21 protein-coding genes are annotated in these 22,705 nt (G+C 64.0%); 10 read left to right on the forward strand and 11 right to left on the reverse strand.

The features are described 5' to 3' along the window. Positions 1 to 188 precede the first annotated feature (188 nt). Positions 189 to 872, forward strand: coding sequence for an envelope integrity protein Cei (cei, locus tag AC1Q61_RS24085; RefSeq protein WP_003942618.1), 684 nt, complete (start codon positions 189 to 191; stop codon positions 870 to 872). Positions 873 to 878: 6 nt separating this feature from the next. On the opposite strand, the gene AC1Q61_RS24090 is transcribed toward cei, so the two are convergent. Then, complete coding sequence (locus AC1Q61_RS24090; protein WP_042920008.1) at positions 879 to 1,757, reverse strand: inositol monophosphatase family protein; 879 nt, start codon at positions 1,755 to 1,757, stop codon at positions 879 to 881. Positions 1,758 to 1,926: 169 nt separating this feature from the next. On the opposite strand from AC1Q61_RS24090, the gene ppgK reads away from it, so the two are divergent. Both ppgK and AC1Q61_RS24100 read left to right on the forward strand, forming a co-directional pair. After that, positions 1,927 to 2,694, forward strand: coding sequence for a polyphosphate--glucose phosphotransferase (gene ppgK, locus AC1Q61_RS24095; RefSeq protein ID WP_042920010.1), 768 nt, complete (start codon positions 1,927 to 1,929; stop codon positions 2,692 to 2,694). Between the two features lie 112 nt (positions 2,695 to 2,806). Next, complete coding sequence (locus AC1Q61_RS24100; protein ID WP_370333980.1) at positions 2,807 to 4,231, forward strand: RNA polymerase sigma factor; 1,425 nt, start codon at positions 2,807 to 2,809, stop codon at positions 4,229 to 4,231. 69 nt (positions 4,232 to 4,300) lie between these two features. On the opposite strand, the gene AC1Q61_RS24105 is transcribed toward AC1Q61_RS24100, so the two are convergent. The 4 genes from AC1Q61_RS24105 to AC1Q61_RS24120 form a co-directional block, all read right to left on the reverse strand. After that, on the reverse strand, positions 4,301 to 5,110 hold the full coding sequence (locus AC1Q61_RS24105) for a tyrosine-protein phosphatase (protein ID WP_030536889.1): 810 nt from the start codon (positions 5,108 to 5,110) through the stop codon (positions 4,301 to 4,303). A gap of 21 nt (positions 5,111 to 5,131) precedes the next feature. Then, entirely contained in the window at positions 5,132 to 6,304 is a 1,173-nt protein-coding gene (locus AC1Q61_RS24110) for a cation:proton antiporter (RefSeq protein WP_003942634.1), read from the reverse strand. Between the two features lie 7 nt (positions 6,305 to 6,311). Continuing rightward, the gene (locus AC1Q61_RS24115) at positions 6,312 to 6,794 is read right to left on the reverse strand and encodes a cation:proton antiporter regulatory subunit (protein ID WP_021344116.1); all 483 of its coding nucleotides are present in this window, start codon (positions 6,792 to 6,794) and stop codon (positions 6,312 to 6,314) included. A gap of 86 nt (positions 6,795 to 6,880) precedes the next feature. Beyond that, positions 6,881 to 7,258, reverse strand: coding sequence for a DUF952 domain-containing protein (locus AC1Q61_RS24120; RefSeq protein ID WP_007732832.1), 378 nt, complete (start codon positions 7,256 to 7,258; stop codon positions 6,881 to 6,883). Positions 7,259 to 7,492: 234 nt separating this feature from the next. Here AC1Q61_RS24120 and AC1Q61_RS24125 point away from each other — a divergent pair, with 234 nt between their 5' ends. Next, positions 7,493 to 7,684: a DUF7455 domain-containing protein gene (locus AC1Q61_RS24125; RefSeq protein ID WP_003942643.1), complete on the forward strand. Its 192-nt coding sequence runs from the start codon at positions 7,493 to 7,495 to the stop codon at positions 7,682 to 7,684. Positions 7,685 to 7,817: 133 nt separating this feature from the next. Here the strand turns inward: AC1Q61_RS24125 and AC1Q61_RS24130 are convergent, their stop codons facing one another. Then, positions 7,818 to 9,596: a DEAD/DEAH box helicase gene (locus tag AC1Q61_RS24130; RefSeq protein WP_003942642.1), complete on the reverse strand. Its 1,779-nt coding sequence runs from the start codon at positions 9,594 to 9,596 to the stop codon at positions 7,818 to 7,820. Between the two features lie 256 nt (positions 9,597 to 9,852). Between AC1Q61_RS24130 and AC1Q61_RS24135 the strand changes: the two genes are divergently transcribed. Further along, positions 9,853 to 11,115 carry a YihY/virulence factor BrkB family protein gene (locus tag AC1Q61_RS24135; protein WP_042919940.1) on the forward strand — a complete coding sequence of 421 codons (1,263 nt, stop codon included), beginning with the start codon at positions 9,853 to 9,855 and terminating at the stop codon, positions 11,113 to 11,115. On the opposite strand, the gene AC1Q61_RS24140 is transcribed toward AC1Q61_RS24135, so the two are convergent. Continuing rightward, positions 11,088 to 11,324, reverse strand: a complete 237-nt coding sequence (locus tag AC1Q61_RS24140; protein ID WP_003942602.1) for a DUF3039 domain-containing protein — start codon at positions 11,322 to 11,324, stop codon at positions 11,088 to 11,090. The genes AC1Q61_RS24135 and AC1Q61_RS24140 overlap by 28 nt on opposite strands. A gap of 83 nt (positions 11,325 to 11,407) precedes the next feature. On the opposite strand from AC1Q61_RS24140, the gene AC1Q61_RS24145 reads away from it, so the two are divergent. From AC1Q61_RS24145 to AC1Q61_RS24155, 3 genes are all read left to right on the forward strand, one after another. Then, the gene (locus AC1Q61_RS24145) at positions 11,408 to 11,767 is read left to right on the forward strand and encodes a DUF3099 domain-containing protein (protein ID WP_003942638.1); all 360 of its coding nucleotides are present in this window, start codon (positions 11,408 to 11,410) and stop codon (positions 11,765 to 11,767) included. Between the two features lie 26 nt (positions 11,768 to 11,793). Next, positions 11,794 to 13,293 (forward strand): N5-glutamine methyltransferase family protein, encoded by a 1,500-nt coding sequence (locus tag AC1Q61_RS24150; RefSeq protein ID WP_042919942.1) that lies wholly within the window; start codon positions 11,794 to 11,796, stop codon positions 13,291 to 13,293. Positions 13,294 to 13,451: 158 nt separating this feature from the next. After that, positions 13,452 to 14,423, forward strand: coding sequence for a sigma-70 family RNA polymerase sigma factor (locus AC1Q61_RS24155; protein ID WP_003942639.1), 972 nt, complete (start codon positions 13,452 to 13,454; stop codon positions 14,421 to 14,423). Positions 14,424 to 14,547: 124 nt separating this feature from the next. Here AC1Q61_RS24155 and AC1Q61_RS24160 read toward each other — a convergent pair whose 3' ends face one another. Both AC1Q61_RS24160 and AC1Q61_RS24165 read right to left on the reverse strand, forming a co-directional pair. Then, a complete protein-coding gene (locus tag AC1Q61_RS24160) occupies positions 14,548 to 17,259 on the reverse strand; it encodes a bifunctional acetate--CoA ligase family protein/GNAT family N-acetyltransferase (protein ID WP_030536893.1) in 2,712 nt (903 codons plus the stop codon). After that, positions 17,252 to 18,523: an acetoin utilization protein AcuC gene (locus tag AC1Q61_RS24165; protein ID WP_042919945.1), complete on the reverse strand. Its 1,272-nt coding sequence runs from the start codon at positions 18,521 to 18,523 to the stop codon at positions 17,252 to 17,254. Before AC1Q61_RS24165 ends, AC1Q61_RS24160 begins: the two co-directional genes overlap by 8 nt. Positions 18,524 to 18,699: 176 nt before the next feature. Here AC1Q61_RS24165 and AC1Q61_RS24170 point away from each other — a divergent pair, with 176 nt between their 5' ends. Both AC1Q61_RS24170 and galE read left to right on the forward strand, forming a co-directional pair. Further along, on the forward strand, positions 18,700 to 19,386 hold the full coding sequence (locus tag AC1Q61_RS24170) for an iron-dependent transcriptional repressor DtxR (RefSeq protein ID WP_003942150.1): 687 nt from the start codon (positions 18,700 to 18,702) through the stop codon (positions 19,384 to 19,386). 8 nt (positions 19,387 to 19,394) lie between these two features. Then, entirely contained in the window at positions 19,395 to 20,384 is a 990-nt protein-coding gene (gene galE, locus AC1Q61_RS24175; RefSeq protein ID WP_215515881.1) for a UDP-glucose 4-epimerase GalE, read from the forward strand. Here the strand turns inward: galE and AC1Q61_RS24180 are convergent. Together AC1Q61_RS24180 and AC1Q61_RS24185 are read right to left on the reverse strand one after the other, a co-directional pair. Next, the gene (locus tag AC1Q61_RS24180; protein WP_037126687.1) at positions 20,381 to 21,514 is read right to left on the reverse strand and encodes a DUF4192 domain-containing protein; all 1,134 of its coding nucleotides are present in this window, start codon (positions 21,512 to 21,514) and stop codon (positions 20,381 to 20,383) included. The genes galE and AC1Q61_RS24180 overlap by 4 nt on opposite strands. 155 nt (positions 21,515 to 21,669) lie before the next feature. Continuing rightward, positions 21,670 to 22,425 (reverse strand): sensor domain-containing protein, encoded by a 756-nt coding sequence (locus AC1Q61_RS24185; RefSeq protein WP_042919947.1) that lies wholly within the window; start codon positions 22,423 to 22,425, stop codon positions 21,670 to 21,672. Positions 22,426 to 22,705 lie beyond the last annotated feature (280 nt).

Genomic DNA, 22,705 nt, shown 5'->3' on the forward strand with positions numbered 1-22,705 from the left:
CGAATCCGGGTAGAAACAGGCCGGTAATCGGCCAACTGCCGTTTCGCAATCGACAAGGACTCGACGCGTCGAGCCTCGCTTCGGCTGTCTCGTCACACAGGCCCTCTAAGGTAGGCACCGAACGTCATGCCGGCGCCGCTCGGCCCGATGGCGAAGTAGAAGTTTCGTCAAGAAAGTCGAGGGATACCGTGGTTTCTCTGATCACCGAAGGCAGCTCTACCGATGACCAGGGACGTCCGTTCCGCCGTCGGCGCGCGTGGCCGGTGATCGCCGTGTTCGCGGTACTCGCATTGATCGGCAGTGTCTTGTGGGTCCGCATCCTGAGCGCCGAGGCGGAAGTCAGTGACACCGTCGCCTGCAACCTGCCGCAACCTTCGTCCGATCCTTCGGCAGCGGCGCCACTACCGCTGGGAACCGTCGTCGACCGCTCGAAGCTGCTCGACGTGGATCCCGCTCCCCTCGCCGCCACCAAGGTTCGTGTGTTCAACGCCAACGGTGAACACGGTCAGGCGGCCCAGGTGGCAGCGCAACTGAGCGAGTTCGGCTTCTCCAGCGCGCCGGACGTCCAGGTCGGAAACGACCCCGTCTACGTCGACCAGAACATGGAGTGCCAGGGTCAGATCCGATTCGGAGCGAACGGCCTCGCCGCCGCCAGTTCCGTCTGGCTGGTCGCCCCCTGCGCCGAACTGGTCCAGGACGGCCGCGGCGACGACACCGTCGACCTGGCTCTCGGCACCTACAACAAGGGCGCCCTGACCCCCAACACCGACGCTACCGCGATCCTGCATGCTCTGGCCGAGCAGCCCGCAAACGCCGAAGTCGCTCCGATGGACATCGCACTGCTCAAAGCAGCGCGCACGGCGCGATGCTGACAGGCCTCAGCTCGGAATCGGCTGATCTGCGCCGATCGAACTGAGCATGTGCGCGAACTGCTCGGCGATCGCCGGAGCGACTGCGTAAACGACATCGCCGTCGGCCGACGTGGAATTGGGCGCCGGGACGTTGATGACGGCGCCCGCTTCGGAAGCGATCAAGGAGCCGGCTGCCCAGTCCCATGGACTCAGTCCGTGTTCGAAGTGAGCGTCGACCCGGCCGGTGGCAACCATGCACAGATCCAAAGCCGCCGAACCGATGCGTCGGATGTCGCGAACCTGCGGCAGGATCTGCCCGATCAACGTGCCCTGCACCTTCCGGCGATCCGCTCCGTAACCGAAGCCGGTGGCCAACAGCGCCATTGACAGCTCGGTCACCTCATTGGCTTGCAGGTCGCTGACGACGCCGTCGGCCGTGGTCATGGTTGCACCGCCGCCCCGATGCGCGGCGTACGTGGTTTCCAACGACACGTCGACGACAGCCCCGGCTACCGAGACCCCGTCGATCTGTACGGCCACCGAGATGGCGAACGCGGGGATTCCGTAGAGAAAATTCACCGTGCCGTCGATGGGATCGACAACCCACCGAACTCCCGCGGAATCGTCGGTGTCTCCGCCACCTTCCTCACCCAGGATCGAATCTGCAGGCCGCCATTGCGCCAGAAGGTCGCGAATCACCTGTTCGGTTTCGGTATCGACAACCGTGACGGGATCGGTGGGCGTGCTCTTCGCCGCAACCGAACCACCCTCGGCGGCACCGGAACCCACCAGGCCGAATACCTCGGGCCGACGCAAGCGGACGTGTTCGGCTGCGCGTTCGGCGACGGCTACGGCTACTTCCCGCAACTGTGCGGGGTCCAGAGAATCGGCGGAAAAGTCGGGCAACGTTCTTTCTGAAGGGCGCACCGGACCATCGCAACACATCTCTACCGAGGGGCACCACTCGAACGTCTCGAGGCGGGCGGTTCGAGAGGACGCGCCCGGGTCCTCGTTCGGGTTAGTGTTTGCAACGGTAGATCGTGACCTCGAATTCGACACTCAGGAGCGCAGGACGATGACAACCACAGGTTTCGGGATCGACGTCGGCGGCAGCGGCGTCAAGGGCGGCACGATCGACCTGAGCACCGGGGAAATGATCGGTGACCGCATCAAGATCCTGACCCCGCAGCCGTCCACACCCGATGCGATCGCGGGCACTGTCGCCGAGATCGTCGAGCAGGCCAAGTGGACCGGTCCGGTCGGCATCACCTTGCCCGCTGTCGTGACCGGCGGCGTCGCGCGAAGCGCCGCGAACATCGACAAGTCCTGGATCGACACCGACGCCGCCGCCCTGTTCGGCAAGGCGCTGGGCGGGCGCGAGGTCACCGTCCTCAACGACGCCGACGCTGCCGGAATCGCCGAGGACTCGTTCGGAGCGGGCAAGGACACCTCCGGCGTCGTGATCTTGTTGACCTTCGGCACCGGAATCGGATCTGCCGTGCTGCACAACGGAGTTCTGTTGCCCAACACCGAGTTCGGCCACCTCGAGGTCGACGGCAAGGAAGCCGAGCACCGGGCGGCGTCGTCGGTGAAGGAGAAGAAGGACTGGAGCTACAAGGAGTGGGCGGTCGAGGTCTCGCGAGTTCTGACCACCTTCGAGAACCTGCTCTGGCCAGATCTCTTCATCGCCGGAGGCGGTATCAGCCGCAAGCACGAGAAGTGGATTCCGCATCTGACCAACCGCACCAAGGTCGTCCCCGCCACCCTTCTCAACACCGCCGGAATTGCCGGAGCTGCGCTCGCATCGGTCGGACTGGCTAGGCCGGCCTCCGTCGCCGGATGAGAATACCCGCACGTGAAAAGCGGAAAATCTACCTGTTACGGCCCGCCGTGACGTAAGAGTTTCCTGAGAGTCGTTACAATGGTGAAGTCCGGCTGCGCGCCGGCCAACAACCATTGACCTCTCCGCCGGATCACCACTCTGGCGTGACGCCGCACGACACCGTCACGAAAGGGCGTACGTGGCAGCCACCGATACACGTCAGACTGCTGATTCTCCATCAGAGTCAGAGCCACAATCTCCAGCCGTGGAGGCGGCCACCGTCACCGCTCCGGCAGCCAAGAAGGCTCCGGCGAAAAAGGCCCCCGCCAAGAAGGCAGCAGCAAAGAAAGCTCCGGCCAAGAAAGCTCCGGCCAAGAAGGCAGCAGCTAAGAAGGCCAGCCCCAAGAAGGCCGGCGATCCTGACGCCGAAGACGGCGATGTCGAGTTGGAAGACATCGACATCACGGACGGCGACCTTGCCGAGGTCGAGTCCGATGTCGTCGAGGTCGTAGCAGTCGGCGAAGACGAAGAGACCGCTGCAGAGCCGTCCGAGAAGGACAAGGCTTCCGGCGACTTCGTCTGGGACGAGGAAGAGTCCGAGGCTCTCCGTCAGGCACGCAAGGATGCCGAACTGACGGCGTCCGCCGACTCGGTTCGCGCCTACCTCAAGCAGATCGGCAAGGTCGCACTCCTCAACGCCGAAGAGGAAGTCGAACTGGCCAAGCGCATCGAGGCCGGCCTCTACGCCGTGCAGATCATGCAGGACCTCGCTGACAAGGGCGAGAAGTTGCCTGCGGCTCAGCGACGCGACATGAGCTGGATCTGCCGCGACGGCAACCGCGCCAAGAACCACCTCCTCGAGGCCAACCTCCGCCTGGTCGTCTCGCTGGCCAAGCGCTACACGGGCCGCGGCATGGCGTTCCTGGACCTCATCCAGGAAGGCAACCTCGGTCTGATCCGTGCAGTCGAGAAGTTCGACTACACCAAGGGTTACAAGTTCTCGACCTACGCCACGTGGTGGATCCGTCAGGCCATCACCCGCGCAATGGCCGACCAGGCTCGCACCATCCGTATCCCGGTGCACATGGTCGAGGTCATCAACAAGCTCGGCCGTATCCAGCGTGAGCTGCTCCAGGACCTGGGCCGTGAGCCCACGCCGGAAGAGCTCGCCAAGGAAATGGACATCACGCCGGAGAAGGTGCTGGAAATCCAGCAGTACGCGCGTGAGCCGATCTCTCTCGACCAGACCATCGGCGACGAGGGCGACAGCCAGCTCGGTGACTTCATCGAGGACTCCGAAGCTGTTGTCGCAGTCGATGCCGTCTCGTTCACCTTGCTGCAGGATCAGCTGCAGTCGGTACTCGAGACGCTGTCCGAGCGCGAAGCCGGCGTGGTTCGCCTCCGCTTCGGTCTCACCGACGGTCAGCCGAGGACTTTAGACGAAATCGGACAGGTCTACGGCGTCACGCGTGAGCGTATCCGCCAGATCGAATCGAAGACGATGTCGAAGCTGCGCCACCCGTCGCGTTCGCAGGTTCTGCGCGACTACCTCGACTAGTCACACCAGCTATGCACACAAGAGCCGCTCTCCGGATCGCCGGAGAGCGGCTCTTGTGCGTTTGCCGCCTCAGACCAAGAGTGTGTCCCGGAGTTGTGCGACATCGTCCTCGCTCAACTGAAGGCCGTCCCGGACGTAGTTGTCGAAGTTGCCGTACACCCGATCCACCGTGGCGAAAGACGTGTCCAGCCAAGACTGTTCGACGCCGTCGATGAACGCGCTCCCCGTGCGGGGTCCGGTGAGGTACTGATTGCTGAGCATGTAATCGGCGTTCACGTCGGTGCGACTCACGCCGAGGACGGTCAGGAGAACTGCGGTCATCCAACCGGTACGGTCCTTGCCCGCCGAGCAGTGGTAGAGGACTGAACCGTCGGTGTTCGCGACGTTCACCAGCGCGTCGTGGAATGCGCGGCTCGCCCCCGGATCGGTCACCATCAACGCGTACATCGTCGGCATGTCCACCAGCGCCGGGAGGTTGGCGGGGTTGGTTCCGATGACGTCGAACCAGTTGCTTCGCGCCCCGTTCGGAAGGCGATCCTGCGAGAGCGTTCGTTCGACGACCGTACGGAAGTCGTCGACCGATTCCACTCCGCGTTCGCTCAACGACGCGAGATCCGACGGTGTCAGCTTGTCGAGGGCATTCGAGCGAAATACCTTCCCCCACCGAACGGTCTGCCCGTCCGCGGCGTCGTAGCCACCGATGTCACGCGCGTTCGACGCACCCTCGAGGTGTAGCGATCGATCCGCGGCAACCTGCGCAGCTGTGGGTCCGGCGTGGTCGAGAGCGGGAATTCCACCGGCGAGCGCCGGGACCGGTGCACACGAGATGATCAGCGCACACAGAGCGGTCGCGGCGGGACGGGCGATTCTGTTCGACATCCGGACAGAATAGGACCGCAATCAGGACTTCGTACGAACCTTGATGTACAACGAGGCGACCGGTTCGATAACTCTTGCCGCCACCGGGCCGATGACCGCCATCAGGAGCACGTAAGCAGTTGCCAATGCGGCAAGTTCGGCGTCGACGGCGCCTGCGGACACCGCGAGGCCTGCGATGATGATGGAGAACTCACCGCGGGCGATCAGAGCGGCACCGGCGCGCGCCTGACCCATTCGCGCGACACCCTGACGTCTGGCCGCCCAAGCGCCGGTTACCAGCTTCGTGATCGCCGTGACCACTGCCAGGATCGCGGCCCATCCGAGGACTGGCGGAATGGAACTGGGATCGGTGTTGAGACCGAAGACCACGAAGAACATTGCGGCGAACAGATCTCGAAGGGGCTCGAGCACGCGACTGGCATTGTGCGCCGTCGACCCCGAGATCGCGATTCCGAGGAGGAATGCGCCCACAGCCGCCGACACCTGCATCGCCGAACTGATGCCGGCGACCAACAGTGCGGCACCGAGCAGCTTGAGCAGGAGCGTCTCACTGTCGGGACTGTCGAGGAGGGCGGAGACGTACCGTCCGTATCGGAGGGCCACGACAAGAACCACGGTGATGACCAACAACGAGATCCCGACCGCTTCGAGCCCGCCCATGAAGCTCACGCCCGCGAGCATCGCGGTCAGAATCGGCAGGTACAGCGCCATCGCCAGGTCTTCGAACACCAGAATCGACAGCACGACCGGTGTCTCGCGGTTACCGAGGCGCCCCAGGTCGCTGAGCACCTTGGCGATGATTCCCGAAGACGAGATGTAAGTGACGCCGGCCATGACCGTCGCCCCCACGACGCCCCAGCCGAGCATCAAGCCGACAACCGCGCCAGGGGTGGCGTTGAGGACGATGTCGACGATGCCGGCTACCCGCGAGCGTTTGAGACCGGTGACGAGCTCGGCCGCAGTGTATTCGAGCCCCAACAGCAGCAAGAGCAGGACGATCCCGATCTCACTTGCCAGATGGGAGAACTCGCCGATGTCGCCGAGCTGGATGAAACCGCCCTGTCCGAAGCACAGGCCGCCGATCAGGTAGAACGGGATGGGCGACATGCCGACGCGAGCAGCGAGCCGTCCGAGCAGTCCGAGCGCGAAGAAGACCGCGCCGAGTTCGATCAGTGCGAGGGTGGTTGTGTCCACGCGCCAGTCAGCCGTTGGCCAAGATTTTTGCCGCTGCAGCCAAACCGTCCGGCGTTCCGACTGCCACGAGAAGGTCTCCCCCGGTGAACGTGAAGTCGGGGTTCGGAGACGGGCTCACCTGTCCTGCGCGCATGACGGCGACGATGGACACTCCGGTGCGCGTGCGCATGCCGGTGTCCCCGAGGGTCTGTCCGTCGTAGCGAGAACCGTCCTTGATGTAGAGCTGTTTGGTTCGAATGCCCGGAAGGTCACGGTGCTCTTCCTCGAGCTGAGCAACGAGCTGTGGGGCACCCAGGAGATTGCTGAGCGCTGCCGCTTCCTCGGTGGTCAGAGGCAGCGAGGCAGCACACGCGTCAGGGTCGTCTGCCTTGGAAACGATGAGGTCGGTATGACCGTCCCGATGGGTGACGACACCCACGCGACGACCGGAAGACAGAACAAAATCCTTGCGCGTCCCGATCCCCGGTAGTGGGGTGACTTCTACGTTCATAGACCAACGGTAGCGCCGATCGGTGACCTGCATCGCGGGAGGGCCGTAATCCGCGGGGCACAGTTCACGACCGGCCAACCGGCGACCTACCGAACCGGCGAAAACACGCCGTTCTCGCCCGGAAAATACTCGACGACAGCGGTGACGGCTGCGACGGGAATCGGGGCGTACAGATGCGGGAATCGCATCGATTCCGGGTCCGAGGGGACACCCGGTTCGTACTTGACCTGACCGCCGAGCAAGGCCGGATCGATAGCCAGAAGGACTATGTCGTCACGGCCGGCAAAGATCCGATTGGCCGGGAGATGAACTTGCGCCGGAGTCGACATGTGGACAAATCCCTCCGCCTCGAATCCGTCGGGGATACGTTCACCGAGCTGTTGTGCCCGCGCCCACTCCTCGCGCGTGCACATGTGGAGCAACTCGACGCTCTCGTCGACAAGTGGTTCGCGTCCCGGGTTCATCCGCCCAGAATATCGGGCTGAGGTCGGCGATCCGAATCAGCTGTCAGCGAACAATCTTCACCCGAGAATGCCTGCCCAGCGCATTTCCAGTGAGACACAACACTAAGAAACGCCTTCGGGAACAACCCGTAAACCCCAAACGTCTGTAAGAGTGGATCTACCGCGCCATTCCGACGCGGCGGACCAGGCCCCAGGCACGCGGCCCGAATGCCGCAAAGCCAGTACGGAGGAGTCATGCCCGGAACACTGACCAGCCCACAGTTGACCGCTGCCGACCGGTGCGACCGGTGCGGTGCCGGAGCACGCGTACGCGCCGTGCTTCCCACCGGCGGCGAGCTTCTCTTCTGCGGACACCACGCAACCGAACACGCGGATCGACTTCGCGAGATGAATGCCGTCGTCTCCGAAAGCGAACCCGCAATCTGACCTGTCAGCCGGGGGTGGCCTCTTCACGAGGCGCGCCATGAACGCCAGAACGGGCGATCACAGTCACTGTGATCGCCCGTTCTGCCGTTCCGGGGCCGCAAGCACGCGAAGCGTGCGGGACCGGTATCGGCTGCTACCAGCTGCGGAGAATCGCGATGCGTTCGGTCAGCTGATCGACAGTAGCGATGGCCGTCGGCGGACCGCCGCACACCCGGCGCAGTTCCGCGTGAATGATGCCGTGTGGTTTGCCGGTGCGGTGAACGTTCATCGCCACCAACCCGTTCAGCTCCTTGCGGAGCGCACCGAGCTGATCTGCCGTGGCCGCTCGATCGGATACCACTGCCGCCGTGGGTTGCGGTGCGGCGGCCTTGGCCGAGTTGGCCTCGACCTGTGTCTGCTGGCGTTGACGCAGCAATGCCCGCATCTGATCGGCGTCGAGTAGACCGGGGAGACCGAGGTAGTCGGCTTCCTCGTCACTTCCGGCGAATGTCGCGGTACCGAAGGATGATCCGTCGTAGATCACCTGGTCGAGTTCGGCATCGGCGCCCAGGGACGTGAACGCCTTCTCCTCCTCGCCCAGCTCGTCCTTCTGCTTGTTCGCATCGGCGAGCAGGTCGTCTTCGAGGCCGTCCTTCTCACGGTGCGGCTTGCCGAGTACGTGGTCACGCTGAGCCTCGAGCTGTGCAGCAAGGTCGAGAAGCACCGGCACCGACGGTAGGAAGACGCTGGCAGTTTCGCCCTTACGACGCGAACGTACGAAGCGCCCGATCGCCTGAGCGAAGTACAGCGGAGTCGACGCGCTGGTCGCGTACACACCGACCGCCAGACGGGGAACGTCGACGCCCTCGGACACCATGCGGACCGCGACCATCCATTTCTGGTCGCTCGCACCGAATTCGGCGATTCGCTTGGACGCGGTGGGGTCGTCGGACAGCACGACAGCCGGCTGTTCGCCGGTGATCGCGGTCAGGGCCTTCGCGTACTCGCGGGCCACTGTCTGGTCCGTCGCGATGACAAGTCCGCCGGCATCGGGCATACCGGTACTGCGCAGCTGCGCCAAACGGGTGTCTGCTGCTTGCAGCACGGCAGGAATCCAGTCGCCGGCAGGGTCCAAGGCCGTACGCCAGGCCCGAGTCGTCTGCTCGGCGCTCAGCGGCTCGCCGAGTCGAGCGGTGAATTCCTCGCCGGCGTTGTTTCGCCACCGTGCCTCGCCCGAGTAGGCGAGAAACACGACGGGGCGAACCACGCCGTCCTTGAGGGCATCCGAATATCCGTAGGAGTGGTCGGCTTTCGAGCGGAGCAGACCTTCCTTGTCCGGCTCGTACTCGACAAAAGGAATGGCACTGTCGTCACTGCGGAACGGGGTTCCGGTCAGTGCGAGACGCCTGGTCGCGTCGCCGAAAGCTTCACGAATGGCGTCGCCCCAGCTCTTGGCGTCGCCGCCGTGGTGGATCTCGTCGAGGATGACCAGCGTCTTGCGGCCCTCGGTGCGCACACGATGCTTCGACGGGTGCGAGGCAACCTGGGCGTAGGTCAGCACGACGCCGTGATAGTCACTCGAGGTCTGGCCAGTCGAGTTGGAGAACCGCGAGTCCAATGCGAGGCCGGAGCGCTGAGCGGACTCCGCCCACTGGTGCTTGAGGTGCTCGGTCGGCGCCACGACGGTTATCTGGTCGACCGTCCGGTCACGGAGCAATTCCGAAGCTACCCGCAGAGCGAAGGTGGTCTTACCTGCTCCCGGCGTTGCGACCGCCAGAAAGTCACGCGGACTGCTGGAAAGGTATTTGGTCAGTGCACGGCGCTGCCATGCACGAAGGGAACCGGTAGGGGCGCCAGGTTGGGTTCCCGCGGATTGAGCTCCGGCGGGTTCGGGCGACTTGCCGAACTCGGCTGCCACGGTCTCAGACGTCATAGGCCGCGCCTCCACTGGAATCGCACTGTTGTCTCGCGCTCCTCGAATTTTCATCAATGTCCGGCGACGAGCCTAGCCGCCGCCACCGACGAAAGCCGCACTCGAAGCGCGTACTCATGGCCGTTCTCACTCCGGCCGGCGAGGTTTCGCTTCTCTCGCATCCTGCCGACCTGCACGCGAATTGTCTCAGAAATGTGCGACACGTCGGCGCCATGGTTGGGCAACCGGGTGTGTCGTCAGGGATGCTGGAGACATCATGAGTGAAGCGCGAGGCGAGAAGTCGAGCGGAAGTGATCTGCACCACCGCAGATGGCATCCGCTACGCCGCACCGGGCAGTTGATCGGTCGAACCCTGAGCAAGGCCTGGGACGATTCCATCTTCGGAAAGGCGGCTACGGCCGCGTTCTGGCAAACGCTGTCGCTTGCTCCCCTGCTGCTCGGCCTTCTGGGAATGATCGGCTACATCGGTGGGTGGTTCGGACCCAACACCGTCGAGATCATCGAATCCAAGATCGTCACGTTCAGCGGAACGATCTTCAGCGAAAGCGTCGTCGACCAGATCATCCGCCCGACGGTGACGGACGTCCTTCAGCGCGGACGCCCGGAGATCATCTCCGTGGGCTTCCTGCTGTCCCTGTGGGCGGGATCATCGGCGATCAGTACGTTCGTCGACTCGATCGTGGAAGCACACGGGCAGCAGGATGCCCGCAATCCCATCTGGCAGCGCATCTTCGCCCTGCTGCTCTACGTGATGTTCCTGGTGATGGCGGTGTTCATCCTGCCGCTGGTAGCTCTGGGGCCGACGCTCGTCGGGCGAGTACTGCCGGCCTCCTGGTACGTGGTCGGATCGAATCTGGTCGACACGTTCTACTACCCCGCTGTCGGTCTGCTGGTGATCATCGGCCTCACGACGCTCTACAAGGTCGCTCTGCCGAAGTCGCTGCCGTGGCATCGGCTGCTCGCGGGCGCCCTGGTCGCCGGTGTGTTCTTCATGGCCGCCAGCACCGGATTGCGCTGGTACCTGGGATTCGTCACCAGCACCGGCTACACGTACGGCGCACTGGCAACGCCGATCGCGTTTCTGCTCTTCACGTTCTTCCTCGGTTTTGCCGTCGTCCTCGGCGCCGAGTTCAACGCGACGGTTCAGGAGTTCTGGCCCGCTCGTGCCACTCGGATGGAGCAGATGCGAGAGTGGCTTGCGGCTCAGAACACCGACGAAAAGACCGGTCCGGTCACCAACCTGACCTGGCACCTGGCCACCAGCCCGATCCGCATCTCGGGCGACAAAGCGGACCCGGCCACGGTCCCCTCGTACGGGCGGCCCCGCAGCAGACAAACCGAGAGCAGACAATCGGGGTCGCGCCAGAACTCGTGCGTCGACCAAGATCCCTGCGATGAACCGCACGCAGACGCGAAGAGCCCGGCGGCCGACTGCGTCGAGGCTGTCGATCCGCCGAGCTCCGGAAGTACTCCCGCTCGCCTGACCCGAGGTCAGTCGCCCTTACGGAGTCCTTCGTAAATCTTCTTGCAGTCCGGGCACACCGGTGATCCCGGCTTGGCGGACTTCGTCACGGGAAACACCTCACCGCACAGCGCGACGACATGGGTTCCCATGACGGCGCTCTCGGCGATCTTGTTCTTCTTCACGTAGTGGAAGAACTTCGGGGTGTCGTCGTCGGTCGTTTCGTCGGTGGAGACGTCGGGACGTTCCTTGGTTTGAGTGCTCACCCCTCCAATAATGCCGTCTCCGTCACAGCGGTGCGACCCACGGGTCGTGTGCAATTGTCGGCCGAGAGTGGAACAGTGGAGTCATGGCACGAAATGGCGCGTTCGGCAGGTCCGACGAGGCCGGGACTCCCGACAATCCCGTACTGATCACCGAAGCGCAGCAGTCCGTCGAAGAACAGCACAAAGCCCGAGTGCGCAAGTACATGATCATCATGTCCTTCCGGTTCCCGGCGTTGATCCTCGCGGCGATCGCGTACGGCATCTGGGCCAACGCCTGGATCTCGATGCTCATCATCGGTGCATCCATTCCGCTTCCCTGGATCGCCGTCCTGATCGCCAACGACCGACCACCGCGCACCAAGGACGAACCGAGTCGATACGACGGACGAAAGAAGACCGCAGGCGAGATCGAATCCGCGACGCACCACACCATCGAAGGCTGACAAGTTCCGCCTGCGAGAATGACAGGGTGAGAAGCGAAACGCTCCTGTCCATCACCCCTGCGCTGCGTGAGGCTCTGCTTCGCAATCGATTCGACACCGGAACCATGCTCGAGGCGTTGGGTCCCGAAGTTCACGCTGCTCTCGGTCGAAGTGAGCCGGTGCCCGTGCGCCGCGCCACCCGAGAACTCGGGGACCTGGGCGTTCTCATCAGACTGTTCCTTCTCGCCGATGACTGCCCGGCGGGCGACGTCGCCGCGGCGCTGGCTCCGCTGACAATCGCGCAGTGCGTCGACGCCGGTCTGCTCGAAGGTGAGAACTTCGACAGTGAGAATCCGCTCGTGCGGGCCGCGGTGGATCTTCGCCCCATCGACGTCGGCGACGGCGATCGTTGGGTGATCTCGGATCTCGACGGCGGAATCCGTCCCAAGAAGGCCACGGCCGATCATGTGCTGGGCGTCGGGCATGCGTCACTGTCCTTGCTGCAGGCCACGCCCACCGCGAGGGTCGGCAGCGTGCTCGACCTCGGTACGGGATGCGGCATCCAAGCCCTGCACGCAAACACGTACGCCGATTCGGTCACCGCAACCGACATCAATCAACGCGCTGTCGACCTCACGGCAGCAACCATGGCCCTCAACGGACTGGACGTCGAACTCCTTCAAGGGTCCTGGTTCGAACCCGTCGAGGGTCGAACCTTCGACCAGGTGGTCGCCAATCCGCCGTTTGTCGTCGGCGAGGCACGCGTCCATCACACGTACCGCGATTCCGGCCTCGATCTCGACGGTGCGAGCGAATTGATGATCTCGCAATCGATCGACTACCTGAACCCCGGCGGCACGGCAGCTCTGTTGGCGTCCTGGGTGCACGTCGAAGGGCAGGACTGGCGGTCGCGGATCGCGTCGTGGCTGCCGGCCCACGGCGTCGATGCCTGGGTGGTCCAGCGCGATGTCGCGGATCCGGCTCTGTACGTCGGCACGTGGCTCAAGGACGGCGGGCAGGATCCGCGAGATCCGGAAACGGCATCGAGAGCAAACGCCTGGCTGGATCACCTCGAAGAATCCGATGTCGAGGGCGTCGGCTTCGGTTTCGTGTTCCTTCGCCGCACCTCCTCCCCCACCGACCTGATGGCCGAGGACCTCATGCACGGCTTCTCGGACCCGCTCGGGGCCGAGGCGCTCGCTTACTTCGACCGTCTTGCCTGGTTGCGTGAACACGACGTCCTCGAGGAACGCTTCGTCCTCGATCCGGACACGGCTCTCGAACGCGTCTACCTCCCCGGTGACGAGGGATGGCAACAAGTGGTCACGCGTGTGCACCGCGGCAACGGACCGCACTGGCAGCACGAGATCGACGAGCTCGGTGCTGCGCTGTTGGCCGGACTCCGAGCGGATGGACTGGTGGTCGACGAATTGATCGAACTTCTTGCCGCGGCGAACGGCGAAGACCCGGACCAGCTACGTGAGGCCGTCGTCACAATGATGGTCTCGCTGGTTCGACACGGGTTGGTGCTTCCCGTCACGAACTGAGTTCCCGGTGAGTTGCAGATTTTGTGTTCTCAGCAACTTCTCAGGACGACTGGGAAATAACTGCAGGTCACGGCGATTTAGCGGAAATCGGCACGGGAACTTTCCCGGAACTCTCACACGTTGAACTGTGTGAGAGACCGCCGATAGGGAGGCAAGTCATGACAAGCCCCAGCACCACTACTCGCATTCGTCCGAGCGCCGCAGATCTGGACGCCCAGAGCCCGGCCGCAGACCTGGTCCGCGTCTACCTGAACGGGATCGGTCGTACTGCACTGCTGACAGCAGCAGACGAGGTCGAACTGGCGAAGCGAATCGAAGCGGGGCTGTACGCCAGCCACGTCCTTGCCACGGGAAAGCGCCTGACAGTCGCCAAGAAGAGGGATCTCGCAACGATCGTTCGCGAGGGACAGTCGGCACGTAGCCACCTCCTGGAAGCGAACCTGCGACTCGTCGTGTCGCTGGCCAAGCGCTACACCGGCCGCGGCATGCCGCTCCTCGATCTGATTCAAGAAGGCAACCTCGGACTCATCCGTGCGATGGAGAAGTTCGACTACGCCAAGGGCTTCAAGTTCTCGACGTACGCCACCTGGTGGATCCGTCAGGCGATCACCCGCGGAATGGCTGATCAGAGCCGCACCATCCGGCTCCCAGTCCACCTCGTGGAGCAGGTCAACAAGCTCGCCCGCATCAAGCGCGAACTGCACCAGCAGCTCGGGCGAGAAGCCACGGACGACGAGTTGGCCGAAGAGTCGGGCATCCCGGCGCACAAGATTGCCGACCTGCTCGACCACAGCCGCGACCCGGTAAGCCTGGACATGCCTGTGGGCAACGACGAAGAAGCGCCCTTGGGCGATTTCATCGAAGACTCCGAGGCGACCTCGGCCGAGAACGCCGTCATCGCCGGTCTGCTGCACAGCGATGTGCGCAGCGTGCTCGGGACGCTCGACGAGCGGGAGCAGCAGGTCATCCGACTTCGCTACGGTCTCGACGACGGCCAGCCCCGCACCCTCGATCAGATCGGCAAGCTCTTCGGCCTCTCGCGTGAGCGGGTTCGTCAGATCGAGCGTGAGGTCATGGGCAAGCTCCGCGTCGGTGATCGCGCCGAGAAACTGCGGTCCTACGCGAGCTGATCAAACAACACAGCACGTGCGTCAGCGCGCCACACCACTCGCGCTGACGCACCGCACAAAGCACCGGCCACTGCTACTTCCCTCCCCCTCGGGAATGTGCGGTGGCCGGTGTTGTTCGCTGTGTCTACCGCAGCCGCCTGGGCCCCAGGTCGATTGCGCTCGGCTCAGGTCCGATTCGGACACGTGAATCGGTGATCTCCGCGCCGGTAGCCGAAGCGAGTACCGGCTCACAGGCCAGTTCGCGGACTTCGGGAATGTCGTCGGCCAGCGCCGAGATGCGCTGGACCAGATCAACCAACGCACCCTTGTTGACCGGAACGGCGTTGCGGTATCCGGAGAGAAGCGGCGCGGCCTTGGGCGCGTCGATCAATTCCGTAGCAGCGTCCTCGGTGAGAGGCAGTACGCGATAGGCACGGTCACCGAGGAGATCGGAGATCACGCCGGCAAGCCCGAACGAGATCAGCGAACCGAACGACGGGTCGTCTTGGACACCAACCACACATCCGATGCCCTTGGTTGCCATTTTCTGCACGTGCAGCAGCGGTTCACCCGACGCGGCCGCAAGATCTCGGTAAGCGAGGCGCACCGATTCCGGTCCACTCAGATCCAGCCTGACGCCGCCCAGATCCGGTCGGTGTCGCCACATTTCGCCGGTTGCCTTGACCGCGACCGGGTAGCCGACAGCATCCGCTGCCTCTACTGCTTCGTCTTCGCTCAGGACCGAACGGAATTCGACGACGGCGACCCCGTAACACTCGAGCAGCGCCGCCGCTTCCACATCTGAAAGCCAACGGCCAGGAGAGTTTTCAAGCCAATCTGCCACCATCTTCTGGGCTCGCTCGGAGTCGATACCCACGGGACGAACCACCTTCGACGCAGGCTTGCTGCGCCACTCCGCATATCGCCAAGCCCTCGCCAACGCCAGGGCGGCACGCTCCGGCCCCGGGTAGGACGGCACCGAACCGCGGGTCGGGTTACCGACTTCGTCACGAACTGCCAGGACGTCCGGCACACCCTCAGCTGCGAGGAACGTGGTGAGAATCGGCTTGTCCGAGCCTGCGACGGCGTCCTTGAGTGCTTTCGCGAACGGCTCGACCGGAATGGCTACCGGAGGAACGAAGACGGCGATGACGGCATCGACGTCGAACGACGCCAAAGCGTCGCGCACGGCAGTGGCGAACAGTTCCGGACTCGCCTGGGCGCCGAGGTCGACCGGGTCGCTGACCTGCAGACCTTCACTGCGGGCCGCGTCCGCAGCAAGGACACCGAGCGCGGTCGAGTTGCCGATGACCGCAAGCCGTGGGCCGGCGGGCAACGGTTGGTATCCGAAGAGCAAGGCGCAGTCGAACAATTGTGAAATGGACCCGACCTGAATGACGCCCGCCTGTTCGAAGAGGGCGCGGACGATCGAATCGTCGATCTCGACTCCGGTGGCGGCGAGCACCGGCGGAACCGCGTGCCGACCGCTCTTCACCGCGACGATCGGCTTCTTCCGCGCAACTCGACGCGCGATGCGAGAGAACTTCCGTGGGTTGCCGAAGCTCTCCAGATAGAGAAGGACCACTTCGGTGGACTGGTCGGAATCCCAGTACTGCAGAAGGTCGTTACCCGAGACGTCCGCACGGTTACCGGCGGAAACGAAGGCGGACAATCCGATTCGGCTGCGAGCGGCTTCGTCGAGAATGGCGATACCGAGCGCGCCGGACTGACAGAAGAAGCCGACGTTGCCTGCCACCGGCAAGACCGGCGCGAGCGTCGCATTCAACGAAATCGCCGGGTCGTTGTTCGCGACACCCAGCGCATTCGGGCCGATGAGGCGCATACCGTGAGCGCGCGCTGCATGGACCAGTTTGCGTTCGGACGAGCGCCCGTCCGGACCACTCTCACTGAAGCCCGACGAGACGACCACCAGCGCTTTGACGCCCTTGTCGAGGCAGTCGTCGAGTACCGAATTGATCGATTCTGCAGGTACAGCCACGACGGCGAGATCGACGTCGTCGGGGATGTCACGAACCGTCGGATATGCCCGAACGCCGTGTACCGAACGATGCTCCGCGTTGACGGGATAGACCGGTCCGGTGAATCCGCCGCGCAGCAGGTTGGTCAACACCGCGTTACCCACTTTGGCCGGGTCCGCTGATGCGCCGATCACCGCCACCGATCGCGGGCTGAGCACGTTTCCCATGCTGCGGGCCTCAGCTGCCCGCTCACGCGAATTGCGTACTGAAACAAGCGCTTCCGTCGGGTCGATCGCGAATTCGAGTCTCAGCACGCCACCGTCGAAAGAGCGGCTCACCTGATACCCCGCCTCACGGAACACCGTCACCATGTTGCGGTTCTCGGAGAGGACCTCGGCGACGAACATCGTCAGACCGTTCTCGGCCGCTGCCGCTGCCAGGTACTCGAGCAGGATCGGGCCGAGGCCGCGCCCCTGGTGTGCGTCGGCGACGACGAAGGCGACCTCGGCAGACTTTCCGTCACCGACGTCGAGCAGTCGCTCGTATCGACCCACCGCGATGATCTCGTCGCCGAGCATCATCACGAACGCCACACGGTTGTGGTGGTCGACCGTCGTGAAGTTCTTGACGTCGCGCGCCGACATCGTGGGGTACGGGCCGAAGTAGCGCAGATACCGGGTGCGCTCGGAGAGTTTGCCGTGGAATTCGACGAGCTTGTCCGCGTCTTCGGGAACGATGGGTCGCAACGCCACCGCTCCGCCGTCGGAGGCGAGAACATCGACTACCCAGGAATGGGGATAGGTGTGAGCGGGGTCGGTCTTCGGCGCCTGGCCGCTCGCCTCGCCGCCTGCAGCTTCGGTATCGGACTGTTCAGTCACGGGGATCCTCCGGGTCGAGTCCGAGTAGCGGGAACGAAGCGCGACGTGTCGCGATGATCGCCGAGTCGATGCGGGTGAGTGCACGGTCCACCGAGGCGACACCTGTCTCCGGTGTACCACCCGGGCCGTCCCACGGCGTGTAGGCGACATCACCGCCGTCCCCCATGGTCGGCGGGAGGTCGACGCTCGGCGCTCGCAGCTTCGTCGATTCCTTCCAGTCTTCGGGGACAGCGATGTCGACGTCGATCTCGCGATCGAGCGCTGCAGCGATCAAGTGAGTCCATGCCCTCGGCACGACGCGCACCAGTCCGTATCCCCCGCCTCCGACTGCCAGCCACCGCCCCTCGGAGTAGCGGTCGGCGAGGTCACGCATCGCCAAAAACGCGGCGCGCTGACCGTCGACGGTGAGGGCGAGATCCGCGAGCGGGTCCTCGCGGTGCGAGTCGACTCCGCACTGGCTGATGATGATCTGCGGGCGGAAGGCTGCAATGGCTCCCGGGACGACGGCGTGAAATGCACGCAGCCACAACGCGTCGACGGTTCCGGGCAGCACCGGGATGTTCACCGCCGTACCTTCGGCGGCCCCGTCGCCGACTTCGCTCGACCATCCGGTGTTCGGCCACAAGGTTGCCGGGTGCTGATGCAGCGAGACCGTGAGCACCCGAGGGTCCCCGAGGAACGCATGTTGCACTCCGTCGCCGTGGTGAGCGTCGACGTCGATGTAGGCGATGCGGTCGTAGCCGTTGTCGAGCAGCCACGAAATCGCAACCGCCGCATCGTTGTAGACGCAGAATCCAGAGGCCCAATCCGCCATCGCGTGGTGCATGCCGCCGCCGATGCTGACCGCGCGCCTCGTACGTCCCGAAGCGATTTCCTGCGCTGCGGCCAGCGAGCCGCCGGCGAGGATCGCACTGGCTTCGTGCATGTGCGGGAAGACCGGGTTGTCCTCGGTACCGAGCCCGTGGGGAACATCCTGGCCGCTCACACCGTTGTTCGCAGAGTTACCCGCGTCTTTGACCGCTGCAAGATATGCCGGTGTGTGGATTCTGAGGAGGTCGGCATCGGACGCGGCACTCGGTTCGAGAAATTCGATGCCCTCGAGAAGTCCGAGGCTTCGCGAGAGTGCCATCGTGAGATCGAGGCGAGTGGGATTCATCGGGTGATCGGCGCTCCACCGATAGCTCAGGTACTCCGGACTCCACACCACGACTCGATTCGCTCGAGACGCCGCGGGGTCCCCGTCAGATCTGATCGACGCGGTCATGGGATCACGCTACTTCCTTCTCGTTTCGTGCTGCACACCACACTCGTGGCCCGCTTCGGAGACCGAGATCGAGTGACACGAATCCAATTCGGACACGCGCTGGACTCGCCGCGGTGGAGGCGGCACCGGAACCACGAACTGAACGGTAGAATGATCAACTGACGAAGGGGTTGAGTGTGAAGGATCTAGTCGACACCACGGAGATGTATCTCCGGACGATCTACGACTTGGAAGAAGAGGGCGTAGTCCCACTCCGGGCGCGGATCGCCGAACGGCTCGAACAGAGCGGACCCACCGTCAGCCAGACTGTTGCGCGTATGGAGCGTGACGGCTTGCTGATGGTCGCCGGCGATCGACATCTGGAACTCACCGACAAGGGTCGCGATCTCGCGATCTCTGTCATGCGTAAGCACCGGTTGGCAGAGCGCCTGCTGGTGGACGTCATCGGTCTCAAATGGGAAGACGTACATGCCGAGGCATGCCGTTGGGAGCACGTGATGAGCGAGGAGGTCGAGCGTCGGCTCGTCGTCGTTCTGAACAACCCCACGACGTCGCCCTACGGCAACCCGATTCCGGGCTTGGACCAGTTGGGACTCGACGGCCCGGTTGCCACCACCGAAACATTGGTGCGCCTGACCGATATTCCGCACGGCGCACAGACAGCTGTGGTCGTTCGGCGACTGGCCGAGCACGTGCAGTCCGATCCCGAGGTGATCGCGCAGCTGCGTGACGCCGGCGTCGTTCCCGACGCCAGGGTGACGGTCGAAACCCGTCCGGGCTCGGTGACGATCATCGTGCCGGGTCACAGCGGGTTCGACCTGTCCGAGGAAATGGCTCACGCCGTTCAGGTCAAGCAGGTCTGAGGAAGTAGATGAAACTCCTGGTCACCGGCGGCGCCGGTTACGTCGGCAGTGTGTGCAGCACTGTGTTGCTCGAGCGTGGACACGAGGTTGTCGTCATCGACGACCTCTCCACCGGAAATGCCGACGCGGTGCCTGCCGGTGCCGAGTTCATCGAAGGGGACGTGGGAGCGCTTGCCACCGACGTCCTCGGCAGTGCGGGTTCACCGATTTTCGACGGTGTGCTTCACTTCGCGGCGCAGTCGCTAGTCGGCGAATCGGTGCTGCACCCCGAAAAGTACTGGCGCGGAAACGTCGTCACGACCATCGAGTTGCTCGAGGCGATCCGTGTCTCCGGTACTCCGCGCCTCGTGTTCTCGTCCACCGCAGCAACGTACGGCGAACCGGAGCAGTCCCCGATCGTGGAGACCGCTCCGACCCGCCCCACCAATCCGTACGGCGCGACCAAGCTCGCGATCGATCATGCGATCACCTCGTACTCGATCGCTCACGGCCTCGGTGCGACGAGCTTGCGCTACTTCAACGTCGCAGGTGCGTACAAGTCCGCCGGCGAGAACCGGGTGATCGAAACCCACCTGATTCCACTCGTCCTGCAGGTCGCGCTCGAACAGCGGGACAAGATCTCGGTCTTCGGAACCGACTGGCCCACGCCGGACGGAACCGCGGTACGCGACTACATCCACGTGCTGGACCTCGCCGAAGCACATCTACTGGCGCTCGAATCTTCGGTTCCCGGCGAGCACCGCATCTACAACCTCGGAAGCGGTGCCGGCTTCAGCGTGCGCGAGGTGATCGCCGCCTGTGCGCGGGTCACCGGCCTGCCGATCAACGTCGAGGACGCGTCACGACGGCTGGGTGATCCGGCAGTACTGATCGCATCGAGCGACAAGGCGATTGCCGAGCTAGGTTGGACGCCCACGCGTACCGATCTCGACGTCATCGTCGCCGACGCATGGCAGTTCCTCCAGGATCTGGGCGACCGCTCACACGCTGCTCGCTAGCTTCCACTCGGCAGTGCCGGCGGCAAGCCGGTGATTCCGAGCGATTCCCCGATGGACAATCCGACGGCCGCGAGGTCACGGATTCCGTCGGGGCGCACACCGGATTGCAGCGATAGATCCAGCAATCCCGCCAAGGTGTGTTCCGAATCGGCCGACAGTGCGGCCGACAGCGCAACGCCTGCCAGAGGGCCGTCGCCACGCACGTATGCAAAGAAGCCGAGAAGTGTTGCCGGCCAAGCTCGTTCGGGCGACGGTACTTCATGGGTGAGCACGAGCCACAATTGCTCAGCATGTGCCGCAACGGACGTGATCGCCAATCCCAGCACCACGTCGCGCACGCGTACGTCCGTCAATGCGACCACCAGATCGGCGCATTCCTGCGGGTCAGGGCGGTGAGCGCCTGCCTCGACACGGCGGACATGTTCCAACACCAGATCGATCCGGCGCTGAACTGCGGTTTCACCGCTCGGTCCCCCTCTGTGCGCGCTCGACTCTCGTCGGCTCGCGATCAGTCGGGCAATCGTGTCGTGATTGCGAGCGGCGCCGTGTACCCACCGGACCAGTTCCTCACGCGAACGGCGAATGACCCTCCCGCCCAACACCTGTGCTGCTGCAACCGACGAAGATGCCGGGTCTGGCAGGGTGCCGCGGTGAATCGAACGCATGACGCTCGTCCACGGCTGGCCAGATTCTATTGCGGCCGTGCACAATACGTCGGCCAGCTCGACGCAGGTTCCGCCGAGCATGTCTTCGAATACCTCGGCCAGCTCGATGGTTTCATCGATCAGAGTTTCAGCTGCCGAGCAATCGGTGATCACCACGAGAACGACCGCACGCGCGCCTTCCCCGTCACAGACGGCGGCGAACTGGCGCAGCGCCGCGCTCATCTGCCTCGCGGGCTTCCCCCTGACACTGGGAAAGTAGTCGTGCCGCATCACTGGTCCGAGCGTCGAGGCGGAGGCGCCCATCAGAGACAGCGCAACCACAGAGTTGGACGGATGGAAGCCCAGGAGTGCGGGTATTGCCGCGATCAATTCGCCTGGATCGGAGACGCGTTCGACGCATCCGAGAAGGGCGGCAAGGTCGTCGTCGGAGAATTCGAATTCTCCCGGAAGAGGTGATGTCGTCATGCACACACCGTCGCTGATCACCCTGACCCGGCCGTCTGCTCGACCAGGGAAAACAGCTGCGTCCAAGTCGTCTGTGGATTACCGCATTTGTTGGGGACCAAGTACCGCGCCGCACCGAGCAGTTCCGCTACTTGTCGGACCTGTGTGCTGCGAAATCACTTGCCTGCTTTGACCTTCTGTACGGCTGCGGTGAACGCTTGATCCAGCGGTGCCGTCGAGGGCGTCGCAGAACCGAACGTCATCAGTGTTGTCGCCACCCGTACGTCGCCGACCTGCGCGATCAAGGTCAGCATCGTCTGATCACCGGCTGTGGCCTTGGGGGACACGACAGTGCGGCGAAGTGACATCGTCTTGTCGGCATCGATCGGCGACGGCGGAAGAATTTCCGTCGTCACTGTCGTAGTGACGCCGTTCGCAGTGACAGTCATGGACGGGCACTGCCGAGTTTGCGCTTCCAACTCGTCCAGTGGTGCATCGACCTTCGTGAGTTCAACCGAAATCGTTGCCCTCGTCGCGTTGTCGGTCCCGACCGCCATCACGGTCCCGTTCGGACCGTAATCCTGTTCCGGTGGCTCACATTCGGACGGATCGACGGTAGCACCGCGCGGGACGCCGACTAGATCCGGCGCTGCCATCGGAACGGCTTGCGGGGGCAGCACAACAGCGCCGAAGGGCTCGGGGAATTCCTCGGGAGTCAGCAGCAGTTCGGACAGCGGTGCCGCCGTTTTCGGAGAGGTGGATTTCGGCGTCGAGGATTTGGGTGCAGCCGTCGTACTCGGCGCCGCCGTGCCGCTGTCGGTCGCACCGGCAGTCGCCGGCGCGGAGTCCGGAACGGGTGCTCCTTGGACAGACCCGGAGCAGCCCGCGAGTAATGCAACGGCGGCCACCGCAGCAAGTGAGCATGCGGCCACTCGCCTGGACGATCGTGGACACACCCGCATGTAAGCCTCCGCACTCGACCGATCCCGACAATCGACCAATCCATTTCGGACAAATCGGCCGTGCCGACCTTGTGTTCCACTCTGCCATGTCCGAAGCCGCGCACCCGACATCTAACGAACGCCCAGGCCAAGTGTCGAAAGATACCGCTCAGCTTCGCTCTCGGCGAACGCCCGTCTCGTCGGATCGGGAATGATCGGTCACCGACTCGGTGTTCTTACCGATGAACGTCTGATCCAGTGCTGTCGGGCA

It is taken from the genome of Rhodococcus sp. MPR-R1B (assembly GCF_058793255.1).